Annotated in this window: 18 protein-coding genes; 9 read left to right on the forward strand and 9 right to left on the reverse strand. The window is 35.7% G+C overall.

Features of this window, described 5'->3' with window-relative positions; all coding sequences use genetic code 11:
* The first annotated feature begins 327 nt into the window (after positions 1-327).
* Entirely contained in the window at positions 328-1,425 is a 1,098-nt protein-coding gene (locus tag J2Y40_RS03065; RefSeq protein WP_153393759.1) for a calcium:proton antiporter, read from the forward strand.
* A gap of 64 nt (positions 1,426-1,489) precedes the next feature.
* Here J2Y40_RS03065 and J2Y40_RS03070 read toward each other — a convergent pair whose 3' ends face one another.
* From J2Y40_RS03070 to J2Y40_RS03080, 3 genes are read right to left on the reverse strand one after another with little or no spacing between them, the layout of a single operon-like run.
* The gene (locus J2Y40_RS03070; protein WP_309996802.1) at positions 1,490-3,757 is read right to left on the reverse strand and encodes a glycosyltransferase; all 2,268 of its coding nucleotides are present in this window, start codon (positions 3,755-3,757) and stop codon (positions 1,490-1,492) included.
* Positions 3,758-3,802: 45 nt separating this feature from the next.
* A complete protein-coding gene (locus J2Y40_RS03075; protein WP_153393755.1) occupies positions 3,803-4,831 on the reverse strand; it encodes a pesticidal protein Cry7Aa in 1,029 nt (342 codons plus the stop codon).
* Positions 4,832-4,963: a hypothetical protein gene (locus J2Y40_RS03080; protein ID WP_309996806.1), complete on the reverse strand. Its 132-nt coding sequence runs from the start codon at positions 4,961-4,963 to the stop codon at positions 4,832-4,834.
* Positions 4,964-5,127: 164 nt separating this feature from the next.
* On the opposite strand from J2Y40_RS03080, the gene J2Y40_RS03085 reads away from it, so the two are divergent.
* The 4 genes from J2Y40_RS03085 (at position 5,128) to J2Y40_RS23950 (ending at position 7,259) form a co-directional block, all read left to right on the forward strand.
* Positions 5,128-5,688 carry an AraC family transcriptional regulator gene (locus tag J2Y40_RS03085; protein WP_231128792.1) on the forward strand — a complete coding sequence of 187 codons (561 nt, stop codon included), beginning with the start codon at positions 5,128-5,130 and terminating at the stop codon, positions 5,686-5,688.
* Positions 5,689-6,172: 484 nt separating this feature from the next.
* Positions 6,173-6,442 (forward strand): heme oxygenase, encoded by a 270-nt coding sequence (locus J2Y40_RS03090; RefSeq protein ID WP_309996808.1) that lies wholly within the window; start codon positions 6,173-6,175, stop codon positions 6,440-6,442.
* 67 nt (positions 6,443-6,509) lie between these two features.
* On the forward strand, positions 6,510-7,004 hold the full coding sequence (locus J2Y40_RS03095; RefSeq protein ID WP_309996810.1) for a CinA family protein: 495 nt from the start codon (positions 6,510-6,512) through the stop codon (positions 7,002-7,004).
* A gap of 138 nt (positions 7,005-7,142) precedes the next feature.
* Complete coding sequence (locus tag J2Y40_RS23950) at positions 7,143-7,259, forward strand: hypothetical protein (RefSeq protein ID WP_409017663.1); 117 nt, start codon at positions 7,143-7,145, stop codon at positions 7,257-7,259.
* Between the two features lie 302 nt (positions 7,260-7,561).
* On the opposite strand, the gene J2Y40_RS03100 is transcribed toward J2Y40_RS23950, so the two are convergent.
* Positions 7,562-8,797, reverse strand: coding sequence for a hypothetical protein (locus tag J2Y40_RS03100; RefSeq protein WP_309996813.1), 1,236 nt, complete (start codon positions 8,795-8,797; stop codon positions 7,562-7,564).
* Positions 8,798-9,646: 849 nt separating this feature from the next.
* On the opposite strand from J2Y40_RS03100, the gene J2Y40_RS03105 reads away from it, so the two are divergent.
* The 4 genes from J2Y40_RS03105 to J2Y40_RS03120 all read left to right on the forward strand — a co-directional run bounded on the left by J2Y40_RS03105 (position 9,647) and on the right by J2Y40_RS03120 (position 17,036).
* Positions 9,647-12,787, forward strand: a complete 3,141-nt coding sequence (locus tag J2Y40_RS03105) for a T9SS type A sorting domain-containing protein (RefSeq protein WP_309996816.1) — start codon at positions 9,647-9,649, stop codon at positions 12,785-12,787.
* Positions 12,788-13,008: 221 nt separating this feature from the next.
* Entirely contained in the window at positions 13,009-14,019 is a 1,011-nt protein-coding gene (locus tag J2Y40_RS03110; protein WP_309996819.1) for an alpha/beta hydrolase, read from the forward strand.
* A gap of 24 nt (positions 14,020-14,043) precedes the next feature.
* Positions 14,044-15,129: an alpha/beta hydrolase gene (locus J2Y40_RS03115; RefSeq protein ID WP_309996822.1), complete on the forward strand. Its 1,086-nt coding sequence runs from the start codon at positions 14,044-14,046 to the stop codon at positions 15,127-15,129.
* 335 nt (positions 15,130-15,464) lie between these two features.
* Entirely contained in the window at positions 15,465-17,036 is a 1,572-nt protein-coding gene (locus J2Y40_RS03120; RefSeq protein ID WP_309996826.1) for a hypothetical protein, read from the forward strand.
* A gap of 97 nt (positions 17,037-17,133) precedes the next feature.
* Here the strand turns inward: J2Y40_RS03120 and J2Y40_RS03125 are convergent, their stop codons facing one another.
* The 5 genes from J2Y40_RS03125 to J2Y40_RS03145 all read right to left on the reverse strand — a co-directional run bounded on the left by J2Y40_RS03125 (position 17,134) and on the right by J2Y40_RS03145 (position 22,616).
* Positions 17,134-18,186: a serine hydrolase domain-containing protein gene (locus J2Y40_RS03125; RefSeq protein ID WP_309996829.1), complete on the reverse strand. Its 1,053-nt coding sequence runs from the start codon at positions 18,184-18,186 to the stop codon at positions 17,134-17,136.
* Positions 18,187-18,341: 155 nt separating this feature from the next.
* Positions 18,342-19,466 (reverse strand): helix-turn-helix transcriptional regulator, encoded by a 1,125-nt coding sequence (locus J2Y40_RS03130; RefSeq protein ID WP_309996832.1) that lies wholly within the window; start codon positions 19,464-19,466, stop codon positions 18,342-18,344.
* A gap of 182 nt (positions 19,467-19,648) precedes the next feature.
* Positions 19,649-21,052 (reverse strand): serine hydrolase, encoded by a 1,404-nt coding sequence (locus J2Y40_RS03135; RefSeq protein ID WP_309996834.1) that lies wholly within the window; start codon positions 21,050-21,052, stop codon positions 19,649-19,651.
* A 126-nt stretch (positions 21,053-21,178) separates the two neighbouring features.
* Positions 21,179-21,346 carry a hypothetical protein gene (locus tag J2Y40_RS03140; protein WP_153393739.1) on the reverse strand — a complete coding sequence of 56 codons (168 nt, stop codon included), beginning with the start codon at positions 21,344-21,346 and terminating at the stop codon, positions 21,179-21,181.
* A gap of 133 nt (positions 21,347-21,479) precedes the next feature.
* Positions 21,480-22,616 (reverse strand): AraC family transcriptional regulator, encoded by a 1,137-nt coding sequence (locus J2Y40_RS03145; protein ID WP_309996838.1) that lies wholly within the window; start codon positions 22,614-22,616, stop codon positions 21,480-21,482.
* Between the last annotated feature and the right edge of the window lie 48 nt (positions 22,617-22,664).

Below are 22,664 nucleotides of genomic sequence, written 5' to 3' on the forward strand. Positions count from 1 at the left end.
TTGCTTTTTTTATGTTGCACATATCACACTTTTGCAGATTTTCCGGATTATTTTTAGCTCTGAAACAAAAGCTCCGGTGTAAAATGTTTTCTATATAATTCTAAATAAGTGATTGATAATTTGTACCTTGCTGCATAACTGCATTGAGCTGCCAATTGAAAACTTTAAGTTCTGACCTATTTCTTCTTTTTACCATCTGATTTTTCTGATATAATGTCTTTAAGCTGCTTCAAACGGGTAATCGAAGCTGTTTTCAAAAAAGGAAATATAAACCCTTTTGATTTTCTCTAAAGGACAATTCAATTGTAAAAAATTAGTACTGTTTTTATGAATACAAAAAAATATTTAGGGATGTGGACATTTTTAGTTCCCTTTCTGGCGTGGCTCTCTTATTTTGGAAACTCTGTTTTTTCTTCAGGGTATTACTCTGCGATTCTCGCTTTATTTCTAATGGGAAGTGTTCTTGCGGCAGTTTACCATTCCGAAGTGATAGCCCATCGTTTGGGAGAGCCCTTCGGAACCTTACTTCTGGCATTTGCCATTACCGTAATAGAGGTTGGGTTGATTATTTCCATCATGATGGGAGCCAAAGGTTTAGAAACCATCACTCTTGCCAGAGATACGGTTTTTGCGGCAGTGATGATTATCCTTACCGGAATCATAGGGAGCTGTATTGTGATAGGCTCTCTAAGGTATAGGGAACAAAGCTTTACACTGCAGGGGGTGAGTACGGCCCTAATAACGCTTACATCTGTTATTATTTTTGTGCTTATCCTGCCCAATTATACAATAAGCCATCTCGGAGGTGAATATACCTCCTTTCAGCTGCTTTTTATAGCTTTGATTTCTTTGGGACTTTATCTCGGGTTTACCATGATTCAGACGTTCAGGCACCGGAGTTTTTTCATTTCTCCGCAAAATAAGATGTCTGCAAACAAATCTGTAAAGGATAGCCAAGAAAAGATTTCGCAAAGACAATTGTATATCAGCTGTATATTATTGACCTTATCCCTGGGAATAGTGGTTTTGCTGGCAAAGCTTCTTTCAAAGGATGTTGAGCATATTGTAGTTTCTGTTGGTGCTCCAAGATCTCTGGTAGGTATTATTATTGCCGGTATTGTTCTCCTTCCGGAAGGATTGGCTGCATTCAGGGCTGCAAAAAGTGATCAGATACAGACATCTTTAAATCTTGCTTTTGGTTCTGCTTTAGCAAGTATTGGCCTGAGCATTCCTGCCATTGCCATTATATCGGTAATGACCGGGATAAGAATGTCATTAGGGATTGATATCAAATCCACGATACTTCTGGGATTATCACTTTTTATTATTACCGTTTCACTGGCAACAGGCAGAACCAATATCATGCAGGGAATTGTACTGATCGCTATATTTTTAATCTATCTTTTCATTACGATAGTACCTTAAATACGTACTTCTTCAAATTTCAGATTAATCAGAAATATCCGATGGCAGCAGTCGTTAAGAATTGCTATTGGGGAAAACAGAGTCTGGCCATGAGATAACTTACTGTAGATTCTGCTCCCTGATTGAGATTAACATTTTTTTCTTCAAGACCATCATAGCAGCCTCCTGTAGCAGGGTTATAGATGATCTGATGTAAATGATTCTTCCCCAGAAACCAGTTAAAGGCATCTTTCATCATCTGTAAATATTTTTCATCCTTAAAAACTTTGTAGAACGTAGATAATGCCAGAATTGTATAAGCAACATCAATGGGCTGCTCTCCGCCAATTGTTTCAGGATTTTTAATAATTTCTTTTTGCAGCCATCCTTTGTTGGATATCACTTTAATATTTCCTTCCGCAAATATTTTAGAAAGCAGAAACCGGAAAGATTCATCCGCAATTTGTTTATAAATTTCGTCTTTGGTGGTAATCCATGCACATAATAAAGCTTCCGGCAGTAAACTGTTGCCATAGGTAAGGTAACTTTCAAACCAATGCCAATCACTATGTTTTTCATGCTGATACATTTTTACCAGCCGGTCGGCCAGTTTTTTTAATAATGGAATATTATTTTCAGAGTTCTGATAATGTAATCCTTTTATAATAAAGGCCATTGCCCTGGTGGAATGAATTTTTTCTACAGAGGAAAGACTTTTTTCAATGATAGAATCCGCTTCATCATAATAGAACTGTGGTAAAATCTCTTTTATAGAAAGCAAATAGCCTAATGCCCAGATGGCCCTTCCGTTAGAGTCTTCAAGGTTGGTTTCATAATTCTGTTGGGCAAATTTCTTTTGCCTGTCCACATAATTAAGGAAACTTCCGTCTGGTTGCTGGCAAAACTTGATGACATTCAGATAAGTTGAAATTAAGGTAAGATCTGATTCATCTCTGTTCAGTTCATAATGTCTGCAGGCCACAATCAGGGCACGGGCATTATCATCCAGAGTATAGCCAGAGTCTATATCAGGCTTGTTGATTTTGGAAAACTGAATCATTCCAAAATCTGTTGTCATGTTTTTGATGTGACTTAGATTGATGGTAGGTAAGGTATAATGTAATGTCATTTTATCCTGGCTGTATTGTTGAAATAGTAAGGCATGTGAAACAGAAGAGTTTTCCCAGGCTGTCGGAGCCATTTTTTCTAAATTTTTTGACCGTAATTTTTCCTGTGCATTTTCATTTTGCAGTAATTTGTTCACAGCACTAGAGAGCTGCTCAGGAGTTTCAAAATCAATAATAATTCCCATGTCTTCTTTCAATACTTCCAGGGCATGCGGAATAGGGGTAGAAATAATAGGACATCCACAGCTGATGGCATAGGAAAAGGTACCGCTTACTGCCTGATGTCTGTCTTTTGAGGTGAAAAGATAGATATTTGTAAGCTGTAGATAATCCAGTAACTCATCTAAGGGCAAATACTGGTTGATGAAGAGAGTATGTTTTTCCAGATGGAGCTTTTTAATGGTTTCCTGCAGAAAGTCCCGATATTTTTCACCTTCGTTCTTTACAATACCGGGATGTGTTTTTCCAATGATCAGAAACATCACATCCGGATTTTGAGAGATAATTTCAGGCAGGGCTTTTAACGTTGTTTCAATATTTTTTCCGGATCCCAGTAAACCGAATGTTGAAAGTACTTTTTTATCCTTCAATCCGTATTTTGTTTTCAGTGAAATTTTATCGATAAACGGCAATAAATGGGTTCCATGCGGTATCATGATGATTTTCTCAAAAGGAATATCGTAGTCATTTGACAGGATATCCGCTGAAATACCGGTCATCACAATAATAGATTTGCATAATCGACTGATTTCCATTACCTTTTCTTTTAATTCCTGATTGGGTTTGGGCAGAACGGTGTGAAAAGTAATGATGATGTCTTTCTTTACATTCTGGAGAAAAAGAGATAATCCATTTTTGGATTCATTAAAAAAACCGAACTCGTGTTGAAGCATGACAAGCTGGATATTGTCATTTTTATTGATTTTATCCGCCAGTTCCAAATAAGAAATCGTATCGGATGTATTTAAGCGGTATTCTATCTTTTCCGGATACTGATAATTCTCATCTTCAGTTTCCATGGGGCAAATAATTATTTTAAATGATTCACTGAACTTTAGCTGAAGAGATTTTATCAGGTCCTGGGAATACGTTGCAATACCGCACACCTTAGGAGGAAAAGTACTGATAAAGACAATTTCAGGCCTATAATAAGTTGTGTTTTTTGTACTTTGGACAGGTCGTCTTTTTGCTTTTTCCTCCACGTCTGAATTTATATTTTTATTCATGTTGATTTTTATTTTAAAGTCTGCCATTTCCTATGAAATGATCAATTATAATGTGTAGTGCAGTAATTCTTGCAATAGTTCCCGGATGCTTAAGGAGGCAACAGCAATTCTTTCGTCTGCGGCTCCGTAATAAATATAAAGTATATCCTCTTCTACAATAGCACCGGTGGGAAAGCAGACGTTGTTAACTTCTCCCTTCAGTTCCCATTTTTCCTCAGGTTTAAAAAGAGGATAGGGGAGTCTTGAGATCTCTTTTTCAGGATGGTCAAGGTCTAATAAAGCTGCACAGGCGCTGTAAACATATCCTTCAATCGTGTCATGTACACCATGATAAATCATCAGCCACCCGTGCTCAGTTTCTATCGGGGGGCATCCTCCTCCTATATAGCTTAATTCGTGGTCATATTTGGGAGAGAGCACAATATGGTCTTTAAAATGCAGAAAATAATCTTCCCAGAAATCAGGATTCAGATCTTCAATATTTTCTATACCAACAATTTGAATATCAGGCCTTATACGGTGAAGAAAATATAATTTTCCTTTTATCCTCCTAGGAAAGAAAACTACATTTTTATCCCATAGAAATACATCCTTGTTTTTTTTATGACCGGCAGGCAGGCTATTGAATCTTTTGTATTTTTCTGCTATCGGCCCCTGGGATTCTGCTAAAAGCTTAAATTTTTTATAGGAGATCCTGGGAACTATAATCCCAGCTTTTTTCCATGATTTCAGGTCTTTTGAGATAGCCAGGGTTCCCGCTGTGTTAAGGCCATCATAACTGGTATAGGTAAGATAAAATAAATGATCAATTTTTACGATCCTTGGATCTTCAACACCATGCTTTTCTTCTTCAGAATCCGGAATAATAACCGGGCTGCTGAACCGGGTTTCTATGGTCTGATAGTCCGATAATATACAATAGCCGATACTGGAGAAATTGTTCTTTGCTACAGCTCTGTAAAATAAATGTATCTTCCCATTATCCCGAATGACAGCCGGATTTAAAACACCTTCGCTCTCAAAGGCTAATTCGGTTTTTCTAAGTATAATTCCTTCTTTTTTTATGGGTACCATTCAGTTGCTGGTATTTCGGGCTTCATTTTCCCTGTCTCTTCGTTTGTTTATTTTATCCTCCCGTTTCTCTTTTGCGGATTTTGAGGGTGGTGTTTTATCTTGCTTCTTTTTTACGTCTTTTTCTTTTGACATTGTAAAATATTTTTGTTTAGTGTAAATCTCGATCATTAAAAAAAGAAAGCTTTGCAATAGTCTTTCAATTTGTTATATAAATCATAGTTATTTCCAATTTAATAAAGTAACTTTGAGTAAATTGCTGTTAATGAAATGATTGACAGGTATAAATAGTAAGGATGATGAAGTTGTATATAAAATATATGGTAAGTTTGCGCTGCAAAATGGTTGTTCATCAGGAACTGGAGAGGCTGGGTATTAAAAATGCCGTTGTAGATCTGGGTACTGTAGAATTATTGGATGATATCAGTACTGAACAAAGACAAATCCTGAAAGAAAATTTACTGAAAACCGGACTTGAAATATTAGATGATAAAAAAAGCATCCTGATAGAAAAAATAAAAAATGTAGTCATAGAAATGATTCATTATTCAGATGTTCTTCCCAAGGAAAATTTCTCAGATTATGTAAGTGAAAAATTAGGCTATGATTACACCTATCTGGCCAACACTTTTTCTGAGGTGAAAGGTATGACCCTGCAACATTTTATCATTATCAATAAAGTGGAAAAGGTAAAAGAGTTACTATTATATGATGAACTTAATCTTACAGAGATTTCTTATAAGCTGAATTACAGCAGTGTTGCTCATCTCTCTAATCAGTTTAAAAAGATCACCGGACTTTCACCTTCTTTCTATAAACAATTGAAACAGAGAAGATTTGGGAATCTGGAGGATCTGTAAAACATGGGATATATGTAAGATTATTATAAATATATGTAGCTTACTGTATATTGAAACAGTCATCTTTGTATTATAATACTCAGGAAATCCTCAAAATCCATCAGAGGTAATATAACTATTCTGATTTTAGTTGAGCAGCAGCAAAATAATAGCTGACATTTAACCTGAGAACACAACACCCGAAGGGACAGACCATAGGAAGGTAAGATACATTATAATAAAGAGACTAATCAACCTAAGAATTCTCAATTTTGATAATGAGTTCATTAAAACCCGATAAAATAGTAGAGCTGTTTTTAGAAGGTTTTAATTAATAAGGGATAGAAGCCAATGGCCTCTGTCCTTTTATACCTATGATAAAAAGTAATCTACAGTATTTTTCCTACAGGCCATATACAGAATCTCTAAGAAAAGAATTTGTAAACAATAATGAGATAAACTTTGAGAACAAAATGTTAGTCTTAATTAATATAAAGTACCAGTCATGAAAATTATACATCTTTTTCAGTTCAAGAATTCCTTTTTCCGCAAAATTCCTTTTTTTAAGGAAGAATTCAGATTAGATAGCCTTAATGATTTAATGGTTTATGATCTGATGAACACTGAAAAAGTGAGCGAGTTCATTATTGAGGTTCATGATGATTTTATTTTTGAAGATACCCCAAGGGAAGATCTTTTATGGATGTGCAAAAATGCCAGGGACACAATTGAACATTATTTTGCAACAACATTAAATGATTATGACGTTATCTGAAAATTGATTTCAGTAGCGTAAAAAGGATTTTATAAAGTTTTTTATATCAATATTAATAATAGATGTCATGAAATTTCAGCAAAATTTACTGGATTATATCAGTACTTCACTCATTACAATGAACGAAACGGTCTCTATTGCGGAAAGTGTAACTTCAGGATTGATACAGCTGGCTTTTTCCCAGATGTCTAATGCATCTTTATTTTACAAAGGAGGGGTAACTACCTTTACATTACCGGAAAAAGGCGGTTTTTTGGATATTAATCAGAACGAAGTCCGGGAAAATGGTTTTGAAACACAAAATATGGCAGATATAATGGCTGTAAAGGTCGCTACATCATTCGGAACAGATTGGGGTATTGCCTCTACGGGATATGCGGCCTCCGTAAGAAATTCGGGATTTAAAATTTTCTCGTTCTGCTCATTCAGTTATCAAGGAGAGACCGTGCTTTCCAAACGGATAGAGCTTCATGACAAAATCCAGGTTTTAGATGCACAATTATATTATACGGAATTTATTTTAGGATGTTATAAAAGTGCACTGAACCAAATATTGATTTAATTGTTAAACAGCAAAAAAACAATCCTGTTTACAGGATTCTAAAAATAAAAGTAGAAAATAAAATACAACTGGATTTCTGAGCATCTTATTTTACAAATCAAGAGAGATTTAATCTATAAGAACCTGTAGATTGATGAAATTGCTTATCAGCTTGGTTTCAAAGAATCCAACCATCTGATTAAATTTTTCAAAAAACATACAGGAATAACTTCGCTTCAGTTTCGAAAATCATATTTTAACCTGAATTGGGGTTAAGGAGCTTAAATATAAAAGGCTGGAAGCTGCTTTTGGTTATAGATACTGAAAACCTCTGTAAAATCAAATTAGCTAAAAAAGATGGCAATCTATTATTGATGACCTTCAGAACCTCCCTCTTCCATCTCCCTGCTTCCAAGCTCTATAAATCAAAAATTCTTATCCTGAACTGAGATTATTTTATGAATGAGTCTTAGCCTTTGTTGGGATTTGTTATTTTAAACAAGGAGTATTCATACACTGCATCAATATTCCTTGTTGATCCTTTGTGAAATTAAAAAAATCTGTAAGCGTTTTCAGTCTTAGCCTTCTCCTTCATATGCGGCCAGGAACTTCGAAAGCTCTTCCGATTCGGCGAACTTTTCGAACTCATCAAGCTTCTTTTCCAGATCATCCGCTTCTATCCATCCCGGGCCGAATTCGCATTTCAGTACAAAATAGCTGTCTGAGTACACAAATTCTCCCGCGCCGTCTGTCAGCTTTGTCAGCTTTTGCATTTCATTCCATACCTCGTCCTGATCAGCATCATAATCTACAGAACCAAAGTAACGGTATAGCAGAATCTCATCATCATTCCATCCGTACTGAAACGAAGCATCATCCTTTTTCCATGCCCACCAGCCCGACTGGCTTTCTATTTTCAGCTCAGCAATGTCTTCGTTATATTTTTTCCGGAATACCTCAGCCAGTACTTCACGGGCAATCTGCTTTTCAGCTTCTATGTCTTTATAGTAGGGATTGGGAAGCTGTGCAGTTACTTTTCGCATATGCTTCTTATCTTCCGCATCAATGATTTCGAATTTGAATATATAATCGAACTTTTCGTACTCACTATGGCTGAAGCTGCCGAGTCCCTTCACCTGATCCAGAAGGTTGCCGGAGACCTCAATTCTCAGCTCGTGTGACTGTGCTTCCGGATTTACCTCTACAGAGAGATTTTCCTTTGGTTGCTCACGCATGAAGTTTGCGGTAACGTTTATCTTCTTAATAGGTTTGTCTGATGAAACTGTCAAATCAAAATAAGCGGTTTCATCAAGAAAATCCCACATATCACCCTCTGTATATTGCGGTGAGACACTGATGGTAAAATCATCCTTTTGTGGTGCTTTATCTTTTACTATTTCAGGAATATCAAACTGTGGTTCTTCCCATTCCGGCCATTCTTCCCGTTTTATTCCGAACAGCGGATTTTTGACACGGACAGCATGCTTGGCTTCCAACAGTCTTGAGAGTGTTTCAGTGGTTGTAATTTTAGTATTGAGATTAAACGTAAAATACTCCTGTTCTTTACCGGGATTTTCCGTCCATACATCTTTTATGATATCATAAAATGCAGACCCTATATCTGCATCCATAGTATTGGAAGGTGTTCCAGAGCTCATGCAGGTCTGTTCCGCAAGAGAGTTATCCAGCGTTACACGACAGGTGATTTCACTTATCAGGCATTCTGTAGCTGCTTCCATATAAAGCTTTTCCTCATCGAAAAATTCTTCTTTATAAAAACGTATTGTAAAGGGTTTTTCAGTAGTTGTTTCCATTGTATTAGTTTATTTTTTATCCGGCGATAAAGATTTAATCCCCATAAATTGTATGATTCTTGGTTGCAATTTGAAATATTTTGAAAAATGCCGTGGTTGTAAATAAGTAATACCTCCGAAGAAGGTAGACAGCATTAATGATTTTTTCATACGGTCAGTAAAGATTATTAATTTCCCCTAAATATAAAATTTAAACCTGAATACAGAAAATTAAATGAAGATTCGTAGGGAGCTGTAATGGGATTTGCTGATTACGGATAGAAATCTGTTAAACTTGTAACCCCAGAACTATTCTATAGTGAAATTGTATTATAAGGCTTGTAGGAAGTTTATCTATTTATGTGTGTTATTGATTGATTTTTTACTAAAAATTATTATTTTTTAATAATAATTTCAATGTTAATTTCAAAATGTCGAAAACATTGTTTTATTCGTTGTTTGTCCTTCTTTTTAATGTGATGTAATAGGTTAAAATTCAATCATAATTAAATTGTATTGAATATTTTACATAAAATATATTTTGTTTGTATTAAAAAATGTTATATATTGGAGAAAAGTTACCGCTTTGTTTTTTTTAGTGCCTTTCATGTTCACTTAGAATGATAAAACATCATGATGTTGAACAGGTTCATTTACTGTATTGTGAATTAAGTCTCAATCCTGAGTAAAGAACTTCCGAAAACGGGGCTTGTTGCCCCTGTAATTCCGTTTTCTTAACCATTATTTCCAGTCCTTTCAAAAGGCCTGCTATTCAACTTATTGCTATTTTTTCCAGAATACATATCGGTATTGAGGCTATTAATCCTATACCATTATCAACATAGAACAACCAACTAAACCCAATATTTTATGAAACAAAAACTACTTTTATTATTACTCAGCTTTTTTACACTGGGTATGTATGCACAAACAGAAGAAAATATGGAAGGATTCGCCCAGAGAATGGCGGAACCGTTTATGAAACTGGAACGGGAGAGGATACCCCATGGTATTTTGCTCGATTACGCCTGGGGCCTTACTGATATAGAACAATATAACAGTGAAAAAGCACAGGAAATGGACATTCACATCTATGGCAGCGTATATAAAGAACTTTTCTCTGGTGTTATTCATGAAAATGGCCTCAGAAACCTCCCTACAATGCCGGAAATGGCTGCAAGATGGGTGAGCTATAGAAAGGAATACAACAATGAGGAGAGTACAGCTCCTACACTTGTTCTTTCGGGGCTTTATGCAAAATTCTCTAAGTTTGCGATGAATGCTTATGACGAAAACAAAATAACGGTAGAAAACCAGCAGTTTAAAGATGTGTACAACAATGGTGTATGGCAGAATCCTTATCAGGAAGATGAAATATTTGTTCTTACTGCACCCATCAACCGGATGAATTCTTTAAAGTTCAATGTTGTCCTGCCCAGAGAGCTTTTGCTGGGAAATGGATCAGAAGAAATACAATCTATTTCAGCTGATTTTGGAGGTGGTAATCCGCAGCAGATCCTAAGGTTAGACGAACCCATAACTCTGAACTATTCTACAGAAGGTAAATACAGTTGGGCTTTTTCGGTAACATTAGCCTCCGGAAAGATCAAACGAATCAAGTTTCCTATAGAGATTGGCGGCCTGTTCGGAGACCTGAACAATGTTAAAATCAATAATGGAAAACACAGTGCAACCCTCCGTATAGACTATATCAACGATAATGACAAGCGCATTACACGTCCGCTTATTGTAGCTGAGGGATTTGATTTAAGCAGCGCCCTGACTCCTGAAAAAGTGGGTGGTGACCTGTCTCTTTCCAATTTTAAAGCAAGCTTAAGCGCTTCTCCGCAGCTGCAGAATATCTTATCAAACGGCCAGAAGTACGATATTATTTATGTTGACTGGCGCAATGGGATAGGCGATATCAGACAGAATGCCGAAACGCTGAAAAAGATTATAAAATATGTAAACAGTCAGAAAGCAGCCAATGGCAGCACTGCTCCCAACGTACTGCTGGGGCAAAGTATGGGCGGATTGGTTAGCAAATATGCCTTGGTAAAACTGGAACAGGAGAATTATAACCATGAGGTAGGCCTGTTCATTGCCCACGATTCACCGCTTGATGGAGCCAATATTCCTGTAGGTGCCCAGTATATGCTGCGTCACGCTAACGAGCTTTATTCCTCCAATCCGTTTTTACATGCATTGGGAGATCATGTGGTTCCTTTTGTCCTTGATATTATAGGACTGTTCAATCAGAATTTCATTACTGATTTTGGAGGCAGCGATGTGTTAACGATTGTAGATTGTCCTGCTGCCCTGCAAATGACGAAAAATTATATCGCTCCTAACTGGCAGTTCAATACTTCTTATCATCAGAACTGGCAAAATGAATTTGATGCTCTCGGATATCCTGCACAAAGCCGGAATGTAGCCATCAGCAATGGAAGTATGTGTGGAATGAACCAGGGCTATAACGCCGGAGATAATCTTTTCCGTTATCAGAAGGAAACCGCTTCATTAAACGAGCTTAACAGTACTTTAATTAATCTTTCCATGACGTTCTGGGGAGCAACCACCAATAATCTGGGGCTTGTATTATTTTCAACCATTCCTCTTCCGTCCCAGCTGCGTGCTGATTTTCAGATCAAGACGATCCCTGAAACCACCAATAGCGACAGGGAAGTTTACCGCGGAATCCTTAAATATGATAAAAAATTCAGAGTGAAGTGGCTGGGGATCAACTGGACAATCACCTATGATGTAACCAATAAAAGAGGTTATATCGGCAATACGGTACTTCCTACTGAAAATCTTGCAGGAGGGTATTATAAGACGGATGTAGATCTTGTTTCCGGATATATTGTAAATCCAACCTTTAGTTTTATACCGGTTCCAAGTGCTTTGGGGATCAAGAGAACGAATGGGAACTTAACGCTGCAGGATTATAAAAGATCATATGCCAGCAGTAATTTGCAAGGCAGCGGGCTTAGTTCTCCTTTCCATGAATTTGTTGCAGAATCCAATAATAATTTTAAACATATCAGCTTTAGTGAGAAAACCGGAAATTTCCTGGGAAATGAGTTATCACAACTGCTGAATAACACGACCAATTATACCAATACAGACTGTTTGGCATTTTGTGGAGACATTATTATAACAGGTGCCAACAGAGTATGTTCGGGAGCTACCCAAACCTATAGTGTTCCGGGCATCAATGTTTCCGGGGTGACTTTTACATGGGTCGTAGGAAATGGCCTTCAGTTGGTTTCCGGGCAGGGAACATCCAGCATCACGGTAAAAGTAAATCCGAATTCAACATATCACGGAACAAGTATGATAACAGTTATCATTGATTCAGGAGGTACCTGTGGTAAAAAAAGCTCTATAAGACTGGTAATGGTAGGAGGGCCTGCCCAGCCTGCGGATATCTACGGACCATCAACAATTACTGTTTTCCCAATGCCAAACGGTAACCCGCCTATATCTCCGGTATTAACGTATGAAGTAGATCCTGTACAGGATGCTACGCACTATGAATGGCAATTACCGGGTAATTTCCAGACGGTTCAGAGTTTCTCCACTACTCCGGCAAACTGGGAACTGTTAGCCAGTACTGCTAATCAGAATTTAATTAAGGTAAAAAGCAATAATGCTACCAATGGAACGGTGAAGGTAAGGGCTTGTAATGCATGTGGCTGCTCAGCTTTCAAAGAGATGCCTGTCACCATAAAATATAACAATGGAGGAGGTTTTGGGATCACTCCAAATCCAGCCGACCATCAGATTCAGCTATATCTTCTTGACAGCAATAACCGTCCTGAATTCAGAAATAACCAGACGGATGTTACGATTTACGACATGAATTCGCAGATCAGAAAGCGTTTCCAGATCACAAGCAGTGGTGGGACGACCAGTGTTTCCGAGCTGGCGACCGGTATTTATAAAGTACAGGTTGATATGCAGAATGGCAATTACCAGATCATTAACCTGAGTATTTCCAGAAACTAAATTCAGGCTATCACAAAAAAAACAGGAACCGGATGTCAATCATCCGGTTTTTATATTTCTATACAATAATGTCACATGGCGTAAATGAGAATTTATTTATTTTGGATGTATATATTTGAAAATCAATTGGTGTTTTTACCTAAAAGTAATGTTAGGGTTAAATCGTACATTAGAGTATATTATCATCTAAAAATTCATTAATATTGTTTAAAATATTCAGAATGTACATTGTGTATATTTCTGAGTTAACAGGAGTTTTAGGACCTGACACTTATGCCAAATCAAAAAAAATGAAATCCATAATCATATCTGTATTTATTACTTTTTTTTCAATAACACTGGTTTTTTCACAGACTTCTGAAAGAAAATTTGTATCCATTAACAATAAGCAAATAGCATATAAAACTTTTGGACTTGATGAAAGAAAACCTAATGAACCCATAGTAATCTTTGAAAGTGGCCTCGGTTCTGGAGGTGGGGGATATGGAAGTTTGTTTCCTTTCGTTCAAAAAAGTTTTGCGGGGATAGTTTATGACAGGAATGGAATTGGGGAGTCAGAAATAGATGCTTCCATAAAAACAGATGAAGATGTTATCAAAAGACTTCACGATTTGTTAGCCGCTTTAAAAATAAGTCCGCCTTATCTATTAGTAGGACACTCAATAGGCGGACCATTTATACGTTTGTATGCCTCAATGTATCCGAATGAAGTTTGTGGTCTTTTTTTCATAGATCCTACAGATTTTATGCTTACAAAAGACGAAGACAACAAAGTGAAAATTAATACATCAAGTTCTACAGGTTATAGGGAGTTATTTGTGATCAACCTTAAAAACATCATAAATGATCCCTTAACATCAGATGGTTTTCGAAATGAGGCAAAGAGAGAACTGAATGAAAGTTCACCGGAATTCTTTAGAAAATACAAATCCTTACCACCCCTTAAGGACATTCCCGTAACCGTAATGATTTCTTACAATAAGCACATTGAAAATTATGAAACAGAGATGAACGAAAATCTGAAATTAGGGATCAATTTAATCCCGTGGTGGAAGGAGCTGGATGAATTAAGAATAAACCATTATGCAGAGATGATAAAAAATAACAGCAATAGCCAGCTGATCTTGTTGCCGCGTTACAGCCATGGAATACACCAGCAAGATCCCAAAATTGTATCAGAAGCTCTAATCAATATTTACAAAAACTGTCTAAATTCCTTAAAAAACATGTAGAAAGAATTTAAAAACAGGTAAACCATGAAAAAAAATATCATTCTATTGCTTTCTCTCATTGTGTATTTATCGGTAAAAGCGCAAACAAACGCTTCCGTAGATTCTATAGCACAACGGAATCTGTTCCAGAATTTAAAACCCGAGTTTGATAAATACGAAAAACAACACGGAAATTATATTCAAACGAATAATGTAAAAATGCATTATTTAGAGTGGGGAAATAAAAAAAATCCAACACTTGTCTGGATTCACGGAACGTATAGCAATGGCTATGAACTATACGAAGTGATAGACCAATTGGTAAAAATGAATCTTCACGTCATTGCAATTGATTACTACGGACACGGATTTACACCCATTTCTCAAAAAGACCTGTCTGTTTATCACGTTGCAGATGATGTCAAATTTCTATTAGATAAAATGAAAGTCAAAAAAGCAATTATCGGAGGCTGGTCAAGAGGAGGAACCATAAGTTCGGCATTTTATGATGCTTATCCGGAAATGGTTCAGGCTCTTATTTTGGAAGATGGCGGTTCTGTGGCCTGGGATTTTCAGGCAAAGCAGGCTAACATTGGGAAAGATATTGAAGAAACAAAACAATATTATACCAATAAAAAAACAATGGTTTTTGATAACGACTTTGATGCTTATTGGTTTATGTATAACAATTGGGGTATAAAAGGAAAAGGAAATGAGAAACTGAAAAAAGAAATTTTTACTTCTTACGCCCGGATCAAGAAAAACGCAAACGGGAAATATGAAATAAACCCAGGAGCAGAAGAACTTACCGGCGAAAATTCTGCAGAAGAAAACATTGCTATTATTTACACTCCTTTTACTTCTAAAACAGCTTTTGGTGCTTCAACGCATCAGCTAAATCCTAAAATTATTTATCGGAATCTGAATATACCTTTGCTCATTTTTGACCCTGTCAGCAAAAATGACTGGTTCGATTTTAAAGAAGAAAACGATCAACTTACAGCTGAGCACCCGCCTTTTATTGTTCATAAAGTTTATGAAAACACCTGGCATGGCGTAAAAGACGAACGCCCAAATGAGGTGGTTAATGACATTAAAACATTCTTAGTAAATAATAAGCTGATCAAATGAAATAGGCATTCATAGCCGTTTGATGTTCGTTCGGTTCAAAAAAATCCTTTATATAATTTATAGTATATTTTGTTTAGAAAGTATAATTTTCATTAAATTGATAAACCCAAGTATAAACTGTCAGGAATCTAGCTTTTACTCTTCCTCATCAGCAGGAATTAAATAATAAAGCTTGGCAAGGGCTTTTCATTCTGCCTTTTTAAAAAACAAATATTGTCAATGGAACTATATGAGAAGATCAGAAGGTATAAAAATAAAGTAAGGATTCTTTATACCTGCTGTTTTGATCATCATTATTCACCCGTTGAACATCCTGCAATAAAAAACTAAAAACAATGGCTACACAAACTTTTAATCTGCAATGGAACGATATTCCTGCAGGCAAACCCATCCTTTCAAAATCTGAAATCATTGACTATTGCAGGCATTTTGGGCAGGCAACGCAGGAGCTTCAAGATTTTCTTACACGTTTTGATTTCGACGAATGGATCTGCATGGAACTTTTCGTGGATTATGTTTATGGTAAAACCGATAAAAAAGGACAGGTTGGAAGTGACGCCGTGCAGTATCTGAGTTTAATTGCAACTACCTTTTTTAGTGATGAGGGTGAGTTGGCGCTTCAGAAATATCTGGGTTTTGGTAAGAACGGTTTTGATTACCCGAGAGAGGGAGATGTCTCTTTTGTTACATTTGAAGACTGTCCGCTCTGGATGGTTCAGATTACCGGAAAGAAAAAGCAATATTCCAGCGGTATCTTTTTCATGCCTGCTGTTTTCTGGAAAGATGCCAATATGACTGGAGAATCGTATGCTTATGAAAAGTATACGGTTAAATACTCAAAATGGTACAGGGACCCATTTGGTAAAAGCAGGCTGCAAAATGAATATTGGCTTAATAGAATCGGTGGCTATTCACCTAATTTCATAGACCGCGAATCGGGTGCTGTTATAGATTTTGAAAAACATCATGTATATTTTGACAAATGGGAAGGCCGCCTGCTCTTTTTGGATAACAAAAATCAGGCTATCGTTTATTACAGGTTGTCGGAGCCACAGAAAAGGATTGAATTAAAAGAAATTGCCCCAGTCACTTATGATAGCTTTATCATAACAACACAAGGTGCTTATGCTGTTTATCTAGAAAATCAATTATTAATTACCGATAAAAGTTTTGAAAAAATCAACGAAGCACCAACCAAAATAGTTAATTATTTTGAAGACGATTATTGGAAAGTTATTCTCGACAACAAAGGGGTTTTAATGACTAAGAAGCAATCAAATGAAGAAAAACGTTTCAGATATAGCGAACTTAAGATAAGTGCTTATTCTAATAATCCAAAGTGGTTGTCAATTGGTGTAAATAGCAACCAATCTGTCATTTTTTTCGGTTTGAATTTATCCATTGTTGATAGTTCGTTCAATGTAACCAATATTGATTTGGGCAAAGTTTTCAAAAAGGAAATCCCTTTGTATCTTAACAGTATCATGCAAAATAAAGCTATGACTATTCTTTCTCCGGATAGACAGTTGCTTTTTTCAGGGAACGGTGTCTTTGAACTTGGGAAAGATGAAGTTCCGAAAATAATTCAAAACAAACTTACTGCAATTACAGGTGAAGGTGTATTTTATAACGCCGTAAAGGATGATGCGCTTCAAGGAATCTGGTTCATAGCAGGTAACGATCGTTTGGTTTTTACCGACGGGCATTTCGAAATAGGCTATGTTTTCAATTTTAGTGAGCAGATCTCTGATCCGCGATTCAATATGTACCGTCACTGTAATATGTTTTTGGATCATGAACAAAATTTGTGGTATTCTCTTTTAAACGGGAAATTGCACAAAATTAACCGCAAAGAATTGGAAACTAGATTGAAAAAAGCTATTCCTTACTCAAACAGTACTTTGTAAAGGCTCTACTACGCAACGTCGGAAGACTTTGCGCTAGTAAAATGAAATCATTCTTTTAAACTTGCTCCAAAGTCAGGAAACTTCGGAGAGCGAGTGTCTATTTTTTTGTTTTCATGATGTCGTCAAACAGGTTATCCACTACTTTCTCTAAAATTTCTCCTGTTTCATTAAAGCTGGAGTTTGTCAGTATGGATATCCCTATATTTTGGTTAGGATAAATTACAAACCAATTCTGCATTCCATATATACCTCCGTGATGTCTGTAAATTAATTGATGATCATTTTCTATGATGTACCAATGATAACCTTCCCAAAAATCAGAACCTTCTTTATATAACTTTTTATGAGATTCATTGACAATAAGATTGGATGGGTCAAGTTGCAGTTTCATATATTTCACCAAATCCGTAGTTGTAGAGTGTAATCCTGAAATTCCACCCCATAAAGTTCTGTTGAAGTTGGGCATTAACTCGTTTTTATCGTTATAGCCTTTTACCAGTCTTGTTCTGTCATTTTCATTGAGGGTAAACTTAGTCTGGTTCATTGTATTGGGTTTCAGAATAAATTCAATGACCAGTTCCTCAAAAGGTTTTTGGTAGACTTTTTCAAGGATATAGGCTGTCAGTTCCGGAGCCGTGTTTGAATAGAAATATCTCTCTCCGGGCTTCGTTTCAATTTTAATGAGTTTTAAGCCTTCAAAAAAAGCCTCTTTATTCTCGCTTTTTATAGGAAAATTAGGAAACCCGCTTGTATGGGTGATGAGGTGCTTGATTTTGATAGGTTCACCTTTATATTCTAAATTGGGATAAGGTTCGTTAAGATAGATTCTAATATCATCCTCTAAATTGAGTTTTTTATCAAGTACGGCTTTAGCGGCTACATAACCTGTAAAAGTTTTAGTTACAGAAGCTAATTCATAAAGGGTGGAATCGTCGGGTTTGTTTCCTTTTCCAATGGTTAATTCTCCAAAATGTTTTATGGTGGATTCTCCATCTTTAAGCACTGCAACGGAGACAGAATGAAATCTTTTGTCTTCCAATAGCTGAAGAGCATTTTTTGTAATCGCATTTTTAACATTTTGTTGATTGATTTTTTGAACACTTTTACACCCAAGTAAGGCAAGAAATAGAATAGGGGTTACATATTTCATGGTCAGAATTTTAATTTGATATTCATAATCTGATGCAAATATGCTGTAGAGAATCCTGAAAAATGTCCATATAAAAAAGTCGGACTCATTTTAATGAATAAAATGAGTCCGATTATCTGCAATCTAAAGTCCGATTATTTACAATGGTTTAGTTATCAACTGTTTCTAAATGCTGTTGGCGTTTGGTTCGTGTATTTTTTAAATGAAGTGTGAAAGGAAGATTTTGAATTGAAACCTACTTCATACAAGATTTCTAGCACTGTATATTCCTTTTTCGTGGGATCTTTCAGAAAGGTCATTGCTTTTTTAACGCGGTACTCATTCACAAAATCAAAAAAATGCTGATTGAGGTAATGGTTAATTAATACAGACAACTCACGAACTGGGATGTTCACCTGGTCTGCCAGTTCCTGAATCGTTAATGAAGGTTCTAAGAAAGGCTCTTTCTCAACCATGAATTTTTTAAGCTGTTCGATCTGAAGACTTTTTGTTTCGTCGGTCTTATTTTCAGTGTCCAGCGTTTCAGCAAAATCTTTTGTAGGTTGTAAGGTAGAATCAATTCTGCGAAAAAGCTCAGGATAATTTAATGCCTTTAATATAAACCAACAGGCCGCCAATAAAAAAGAGGTTCCAGCTACAATATGTATCCAGATAAACAGATCGTTGTATGCGGTATATCGTATGATATTTTTAAAAATAATCCATAAATGGATGAACAGAAAAATCAGTGTAAGCTGAAACAGCCATTGGTATAACAGGGTGTTGGGATTCGTGTAATTTTCAAGATAAATCTTTTTATATTTTTTAAGTATTATGAATACGCCAACGGTATAAAAGAAAAACTGCAGTTCCCCGATGAGTTGATAAACAAACATTTCAGGGGAGTTCCACATATGGTTAAAGAAGTCTTCTTTAGCAGCACCTTCTGCCAGATAAAGCCTTGGAACTAAAATTAAATTGACAGCAATGAAAGGGATAAGATGGAGTAAATGCTTTCTTTTTAAGGTGAAATCAGAATAACAAACGGCATTAACGTACAGATAGAAAAGAGGCATTGTCAATAAGTAAGCAGATATTTTGAAAGCTTTCAGATTGTAGCTATCCACAAAAAGATGCATGAAAATGCCGCTGATATCAATGGCATTAATGATAAGGAACGTGGCAAATAATCTGTTTTCCAGTTTTCTTTCTGTTTTTACCGTTAATAAAAACACGGCAAGCAACAACGATACAAAAACGGCAATCGCAGCAATAACTTCCAGAAAACTTAATTTGTCCATGTAATCTTTTTGTAAAAATAGGGTATAAGTAATCTATTTTAGAAATTTTTATAGATCTTTTAAAAATAGTTTCAGTGGATCTACAGATAAACTTGTAGTGGGCACAAAAAAGAGACAACCCGTAAATAGTTGTCTCCTTAAGTGATTTAACGCACGTTTATACAAACACTTTTGTCGTTGATTTACTTTTTAGTGGCCAAAAGTTGATTGATTTTTAAAATCATTTCCTTTGCATTGTTATTGGCTGGGTCTAACTCTAATGATTTCTGATAATCATCCTTTGATAACTGATATTCTTTTTTATTGAAATAAGCTTCCCCACGGCTGTCATAAACGTTGGCTGATTGAGGAAACACAGAAACATTAAGACTGAAAATTTTAATAGCTGAATCTACATTTCCACCTCTTAACAGTTCATATCCTAATTTATTCAGTTCACCTGGGTTTTCAAAGCTGTATTCTTTTTCAGAATTTTTTTTGAGCAGGAAATAGGTCTCTATACCTTTATTTACATCGTTAAGCGATTCTTTTCTTATAGCTTGATAAATAGATTTTTTAGGAATTTCATACTCTTTTCCCAGCATTAAGTTGTGAATAATATGCCCCAGATCCCAAACTCTATTGAGATTATTAGACAATAGAATGATCGTAATGTTATTTTTAAAATCGTTTAAAAAAATGGATTCAAACTTATATGAGACGCCATTGTGTCTTTGTAGATCTTCTTTTTCAAAGTATCTGCCAAGTGATCCGCCTTCGTCTTTTGCGTATGGATTATTCAACAAAGTCTGAAAGGATTTTTTGGATATTAAACGATTAGAATTCATTGCATGAAGCCATTTGTACAGATCATTGCTGTCTACCCAAAGCCAGCCGCTTATAAATTCCAATTCCGGGCATCGGACGTTGTCTATATCATAACAAGAGGTTCGGTTTTTATAACCCAATTCCGGATCGAATACTGAATTGGTCATTTTCAACGGTTTAATTATATTTTTAGTGACAAATTCCTGATAGGATATTCCGGTTACCTTTTCAATGATTCTTCTTTGCAAAAACACATTGCTATTGTCATAGCTGTAACTGGTTCCGGGTTCAAATAACAAGGTATCATTGTTTCTCAGAATCTTCCAGGCCTCTTCATCATTTTTCGGAATTATGAGTTTGTTTTCGATTTTAGGAATACCGCTGGCATAGTTAATAAGATGTCTTATGGTAACTTTTTCTGACCATTTCGGCAATCCCAAATTAAATTTAGATATATGGTCATCAAGATTAAGGAGTCCACGTTCCACTAAAATCATGATGGATACCGCATTAAATTCCTTTGCAATAGAGCCTGGGTTAAATATTGACTGATCAGTTAAAGGGGTTTGTTTTGTTTCATCGGTAAAGCCAAATGATTTTTGATAGATGATTTTATTGTTTTTAGCAATAAGAACATTTCCATTAAATAAACCTCTTTCATAAGATTTTGTCATTACAGAATCAATTTGATTCCTGACGATTTGACTGTTTTTCTCAATTTTTTGAGCGTATGCATGTATTGAAAAAAGAGAAAGAAAGGTTACAATTATATTTTTCATTAGTAATTTTTTAAATTTGATTTTATGCTATTCTTTTGATAAACCTGAGTGCAACAATTTTCTTGATGGGTGAACCAAAGCTGCAGAAAACTTTTTGATAGTAATTCATTTTGTTTTTAATTAACATCAATTCGGGATAAGAATTTTTGATTTATAGAGTTTTGAAGCTGGGAGATGGAAGAGGGAGGTTCTGAAGGTCATCAATAATAGATTGCCCTCTTTTTTAGCTAATTTGATTTTACAGAGGTTTTCAGTAGCTATAACTAAAAGTAACTTCCAGCCTCCTTCTTCCATCTTCCAGCCTTTTATATTTAAACCCCTTAACCCGAACTCAGGTTATTTATTTTGCTGCAAAAATGCGCCAGAGCACGTTAATACGCGACCGATTAAAAAAAATCGAACTCATTTTCCGGGAAAATATCGGATTTTACAAAGCTTGTTTTCTAAAATCTGTTGGCGTTTTTCCCGTATATTTTTTGAAGGAAGTATTAAACGAAGATTTGGAATTAAAGCCAACATGGTACAGGATTTCCAAAACAGTCAGTTCTTTTTGAGAAGGATCTTTCAGGATCTGCATTGCTTTTTCGATTCTATATTCATTCACGAAATCGAAAAAGTGTTTATCCATATACAGGTTAATCAGAGTAGATAAATCTTTTACGGGAATTTTTACCTGCTCAGATAAATCCTGAATAGTTAATGACGAATCCAGGTAAGGTTCTTTTTCCAGCATAAAATCTTTTAAGAATTGGATTTCCTTATTTTTTTCCTCAACTGTTAAAGGGTTGGTTTTCTGTTTCGGAATAGCTTCTTTAATAGGTTTCAGGTCGGAATTCACTCCCCTGAAAAATTCAGGCTTGTTTAACGCAACAAATAGATACCAGCAGGTGCAGAATAAAAACGCAAACCCATCAAGGGTTACAATCCAGGCCCGGATCTCGCCCATCCCAAAGATAAAAGTAACCAGCCATCTTATAAGGACTATAAAATGTAAAACATAATATAGAATTGTTATTTTATAAAGTGCATTTAGGATAGAGATATCCGGATTCGTATAATTCTCGAGATAGACGGTTTTAGATTTTCTAATCACCAAAAATGAAGCAATAAAATAAACCTGAAATAGAACTTCGAAAAGAATATGAAAAAACTGCATGATAGGTGATTCGCTCAAAGCATTGATGAAACTTACTTTCGAAGCTCTGTCTTCAAAATAAATCCCATACGTCATATACAAATTGAACGCAATAAACGGAATGGTGTGCCAAAAATGTTTCGGTTTTAATCGAAAGTTGGAAAAACAAACGGACAATACATAGAGATAAAACGACGCTGGAACCAAATAGTTAATACTCCAGCGAAATGCCTCAAGGTTGATGAAATTAACAGGGAAATCACGCATCAAAAATTTCAATGCATCTACAGCATTTGTAAAAAGGAAGAAAGCGAGAAGGCGGTTTCCTAATTTATATTTTGTTTTAACAGTAAGTAAAAACAAGGCAAGAAACAGCACCAAAAATATCCCGATAAGCGCCGCTATTTCCAAAAAGCTGTATTTGTCCATGGTTTTTAAAGTAGGTGCAATTTAATATTTAAATAGGAAAGCTTAAAG

The organism is Chryseobacterium sp. 2987, assembly GCF_031456375.1.
Taxonomy (GTDB): domain Bacteria; phylum Bacteroidota; class Bacteroidia; order Flavobacteriales; family Weeksellaceae; genus Chryseobacterium; species Chryseobacterium vaccae.

Excerpts from the sequence above, each read along its gene's own strand:
- J2Y40_RS03085 (WP_231128792.1), top strand. The coding sequence starts at position 5,128 with ATGAAGTTGTATATAAAATATATGGTAAGTTTGCGCTGCAAAATGGTT.
- J2Y40_RS03120 (WP_309996826.1), top strand. The coding sequence starts at position 15,465 with ATGGCTACACAAACTTTTAATCTGCAATGGAACGATATTCCTGCAGGC.
- J2Y40_RS03110 (WP_309996819.1), top strand. The coding sequence starts at position 13,009 with ATGTACATTGTGTATATTTCTGAGTTAACAGGAGTTTTAGGACCTGAC.
- J2Y40_RS03135 (WP_309996834.1), bottom strand. The coding sequence starts at position 21,052 with ATGAAAAATATAATTGTAACCTTTCTTTCTCTTTTTTCAATACATGCA.
- J2Y40_RS03140 (WP_153393739.1), bottom strand. The coding sequence starts at position 21,346 with ATGGAAGAAGGAGGCTGGAAGTTACTTTTAGTTATAGCTACTGAAAAC.
- J2Y40_RS03070 (WP_309996802.1), bottom strand. The coding sequence starts at position 3,757 with ATGAATAAAAATATAAATTCAGACGTGGAGGAAAAAGCAAAAAGACGA.
- J2Y40_RS03095 (WP_309996810.1), top strand. The coding sequence starts at position 6,510 with ATGAAATTTCAGCAAAATTTACTGGATTATATCAGTACTTCACTCATT.
- J2Y40_RS03080 (WP_309996806.1), bottom strand. The coding sequence starts at position 4,963 with ATGTCAAAAGAAAAAGACGTAAAAAAGAAGCAAGATAAAACACCACCC.
- J2Y40_RS03105 (WP_309996816.1), top strand. The coding sequence starts at position 9,647 with ATGAAACAAAAACTACTTTTATTATTACTCAGCTTTTTTACACTGGGT.
- J2Y40_RS03100 (WP_309996813.1), bottom strand. The coding sequence starts at position 8,797 with ATGGAAACAACTACTGAAAAACCCTTTACAATACGTTTTTATAAAGAA.
- J2Y40_RS03075 (WP_153393755.1), bottom strand. The coding sequence starts at position 4,831 with ATGGTACCCATAAAAAAAGAAGGAATTATACTTAGAAAAACCGAATTA.
- J2Y40_RS03090 (WP_309996808.1), top strand. The coding sequence starts at position 6,173 with ATGAAAATTATACATCTTTTTCAGTTCAAGAATTCCTTTTTCCGCAAA.
- J2Y40_RS03145 (WP_309996838.1), bottom strand. The coding sequence starts at position 22,616 with ATGGACAAATACAGCTTTTTGGAAATAGCGGCGCTTATCGGGATATTT.
- J2Y40_RS03115 (WP_309996822.1), top strand. The coding sequence starts at position 14,044 with ATGAAAAAAAATATCATTCTATTGCTTTCTCTCATTGTGTATTTATCG.
- J2Y40_RS03125 (WP_309996829.1), bottom strand. The coding sequence starts at position 18,186 with ATGAAATATGTAACCCCTATTCTATTTCTTGCCTTACTTGGGTGTAAA.
- J2Y40_RS03065 (WP_153393759.1), top strand. The coding sequence starts at position 328 with ATGAATACAAAAAAATATTTAGGGATGTGGACATTTTTAGTTCCCTTT.
- J2Y40_RS03130 (WP_309996832.1), bottom strand. The coding sequence starts at position 19,466 with ATGGACAAATTAAGTTTTCTGGAAGTTATTGCTGCGATTGCCGTTTTT.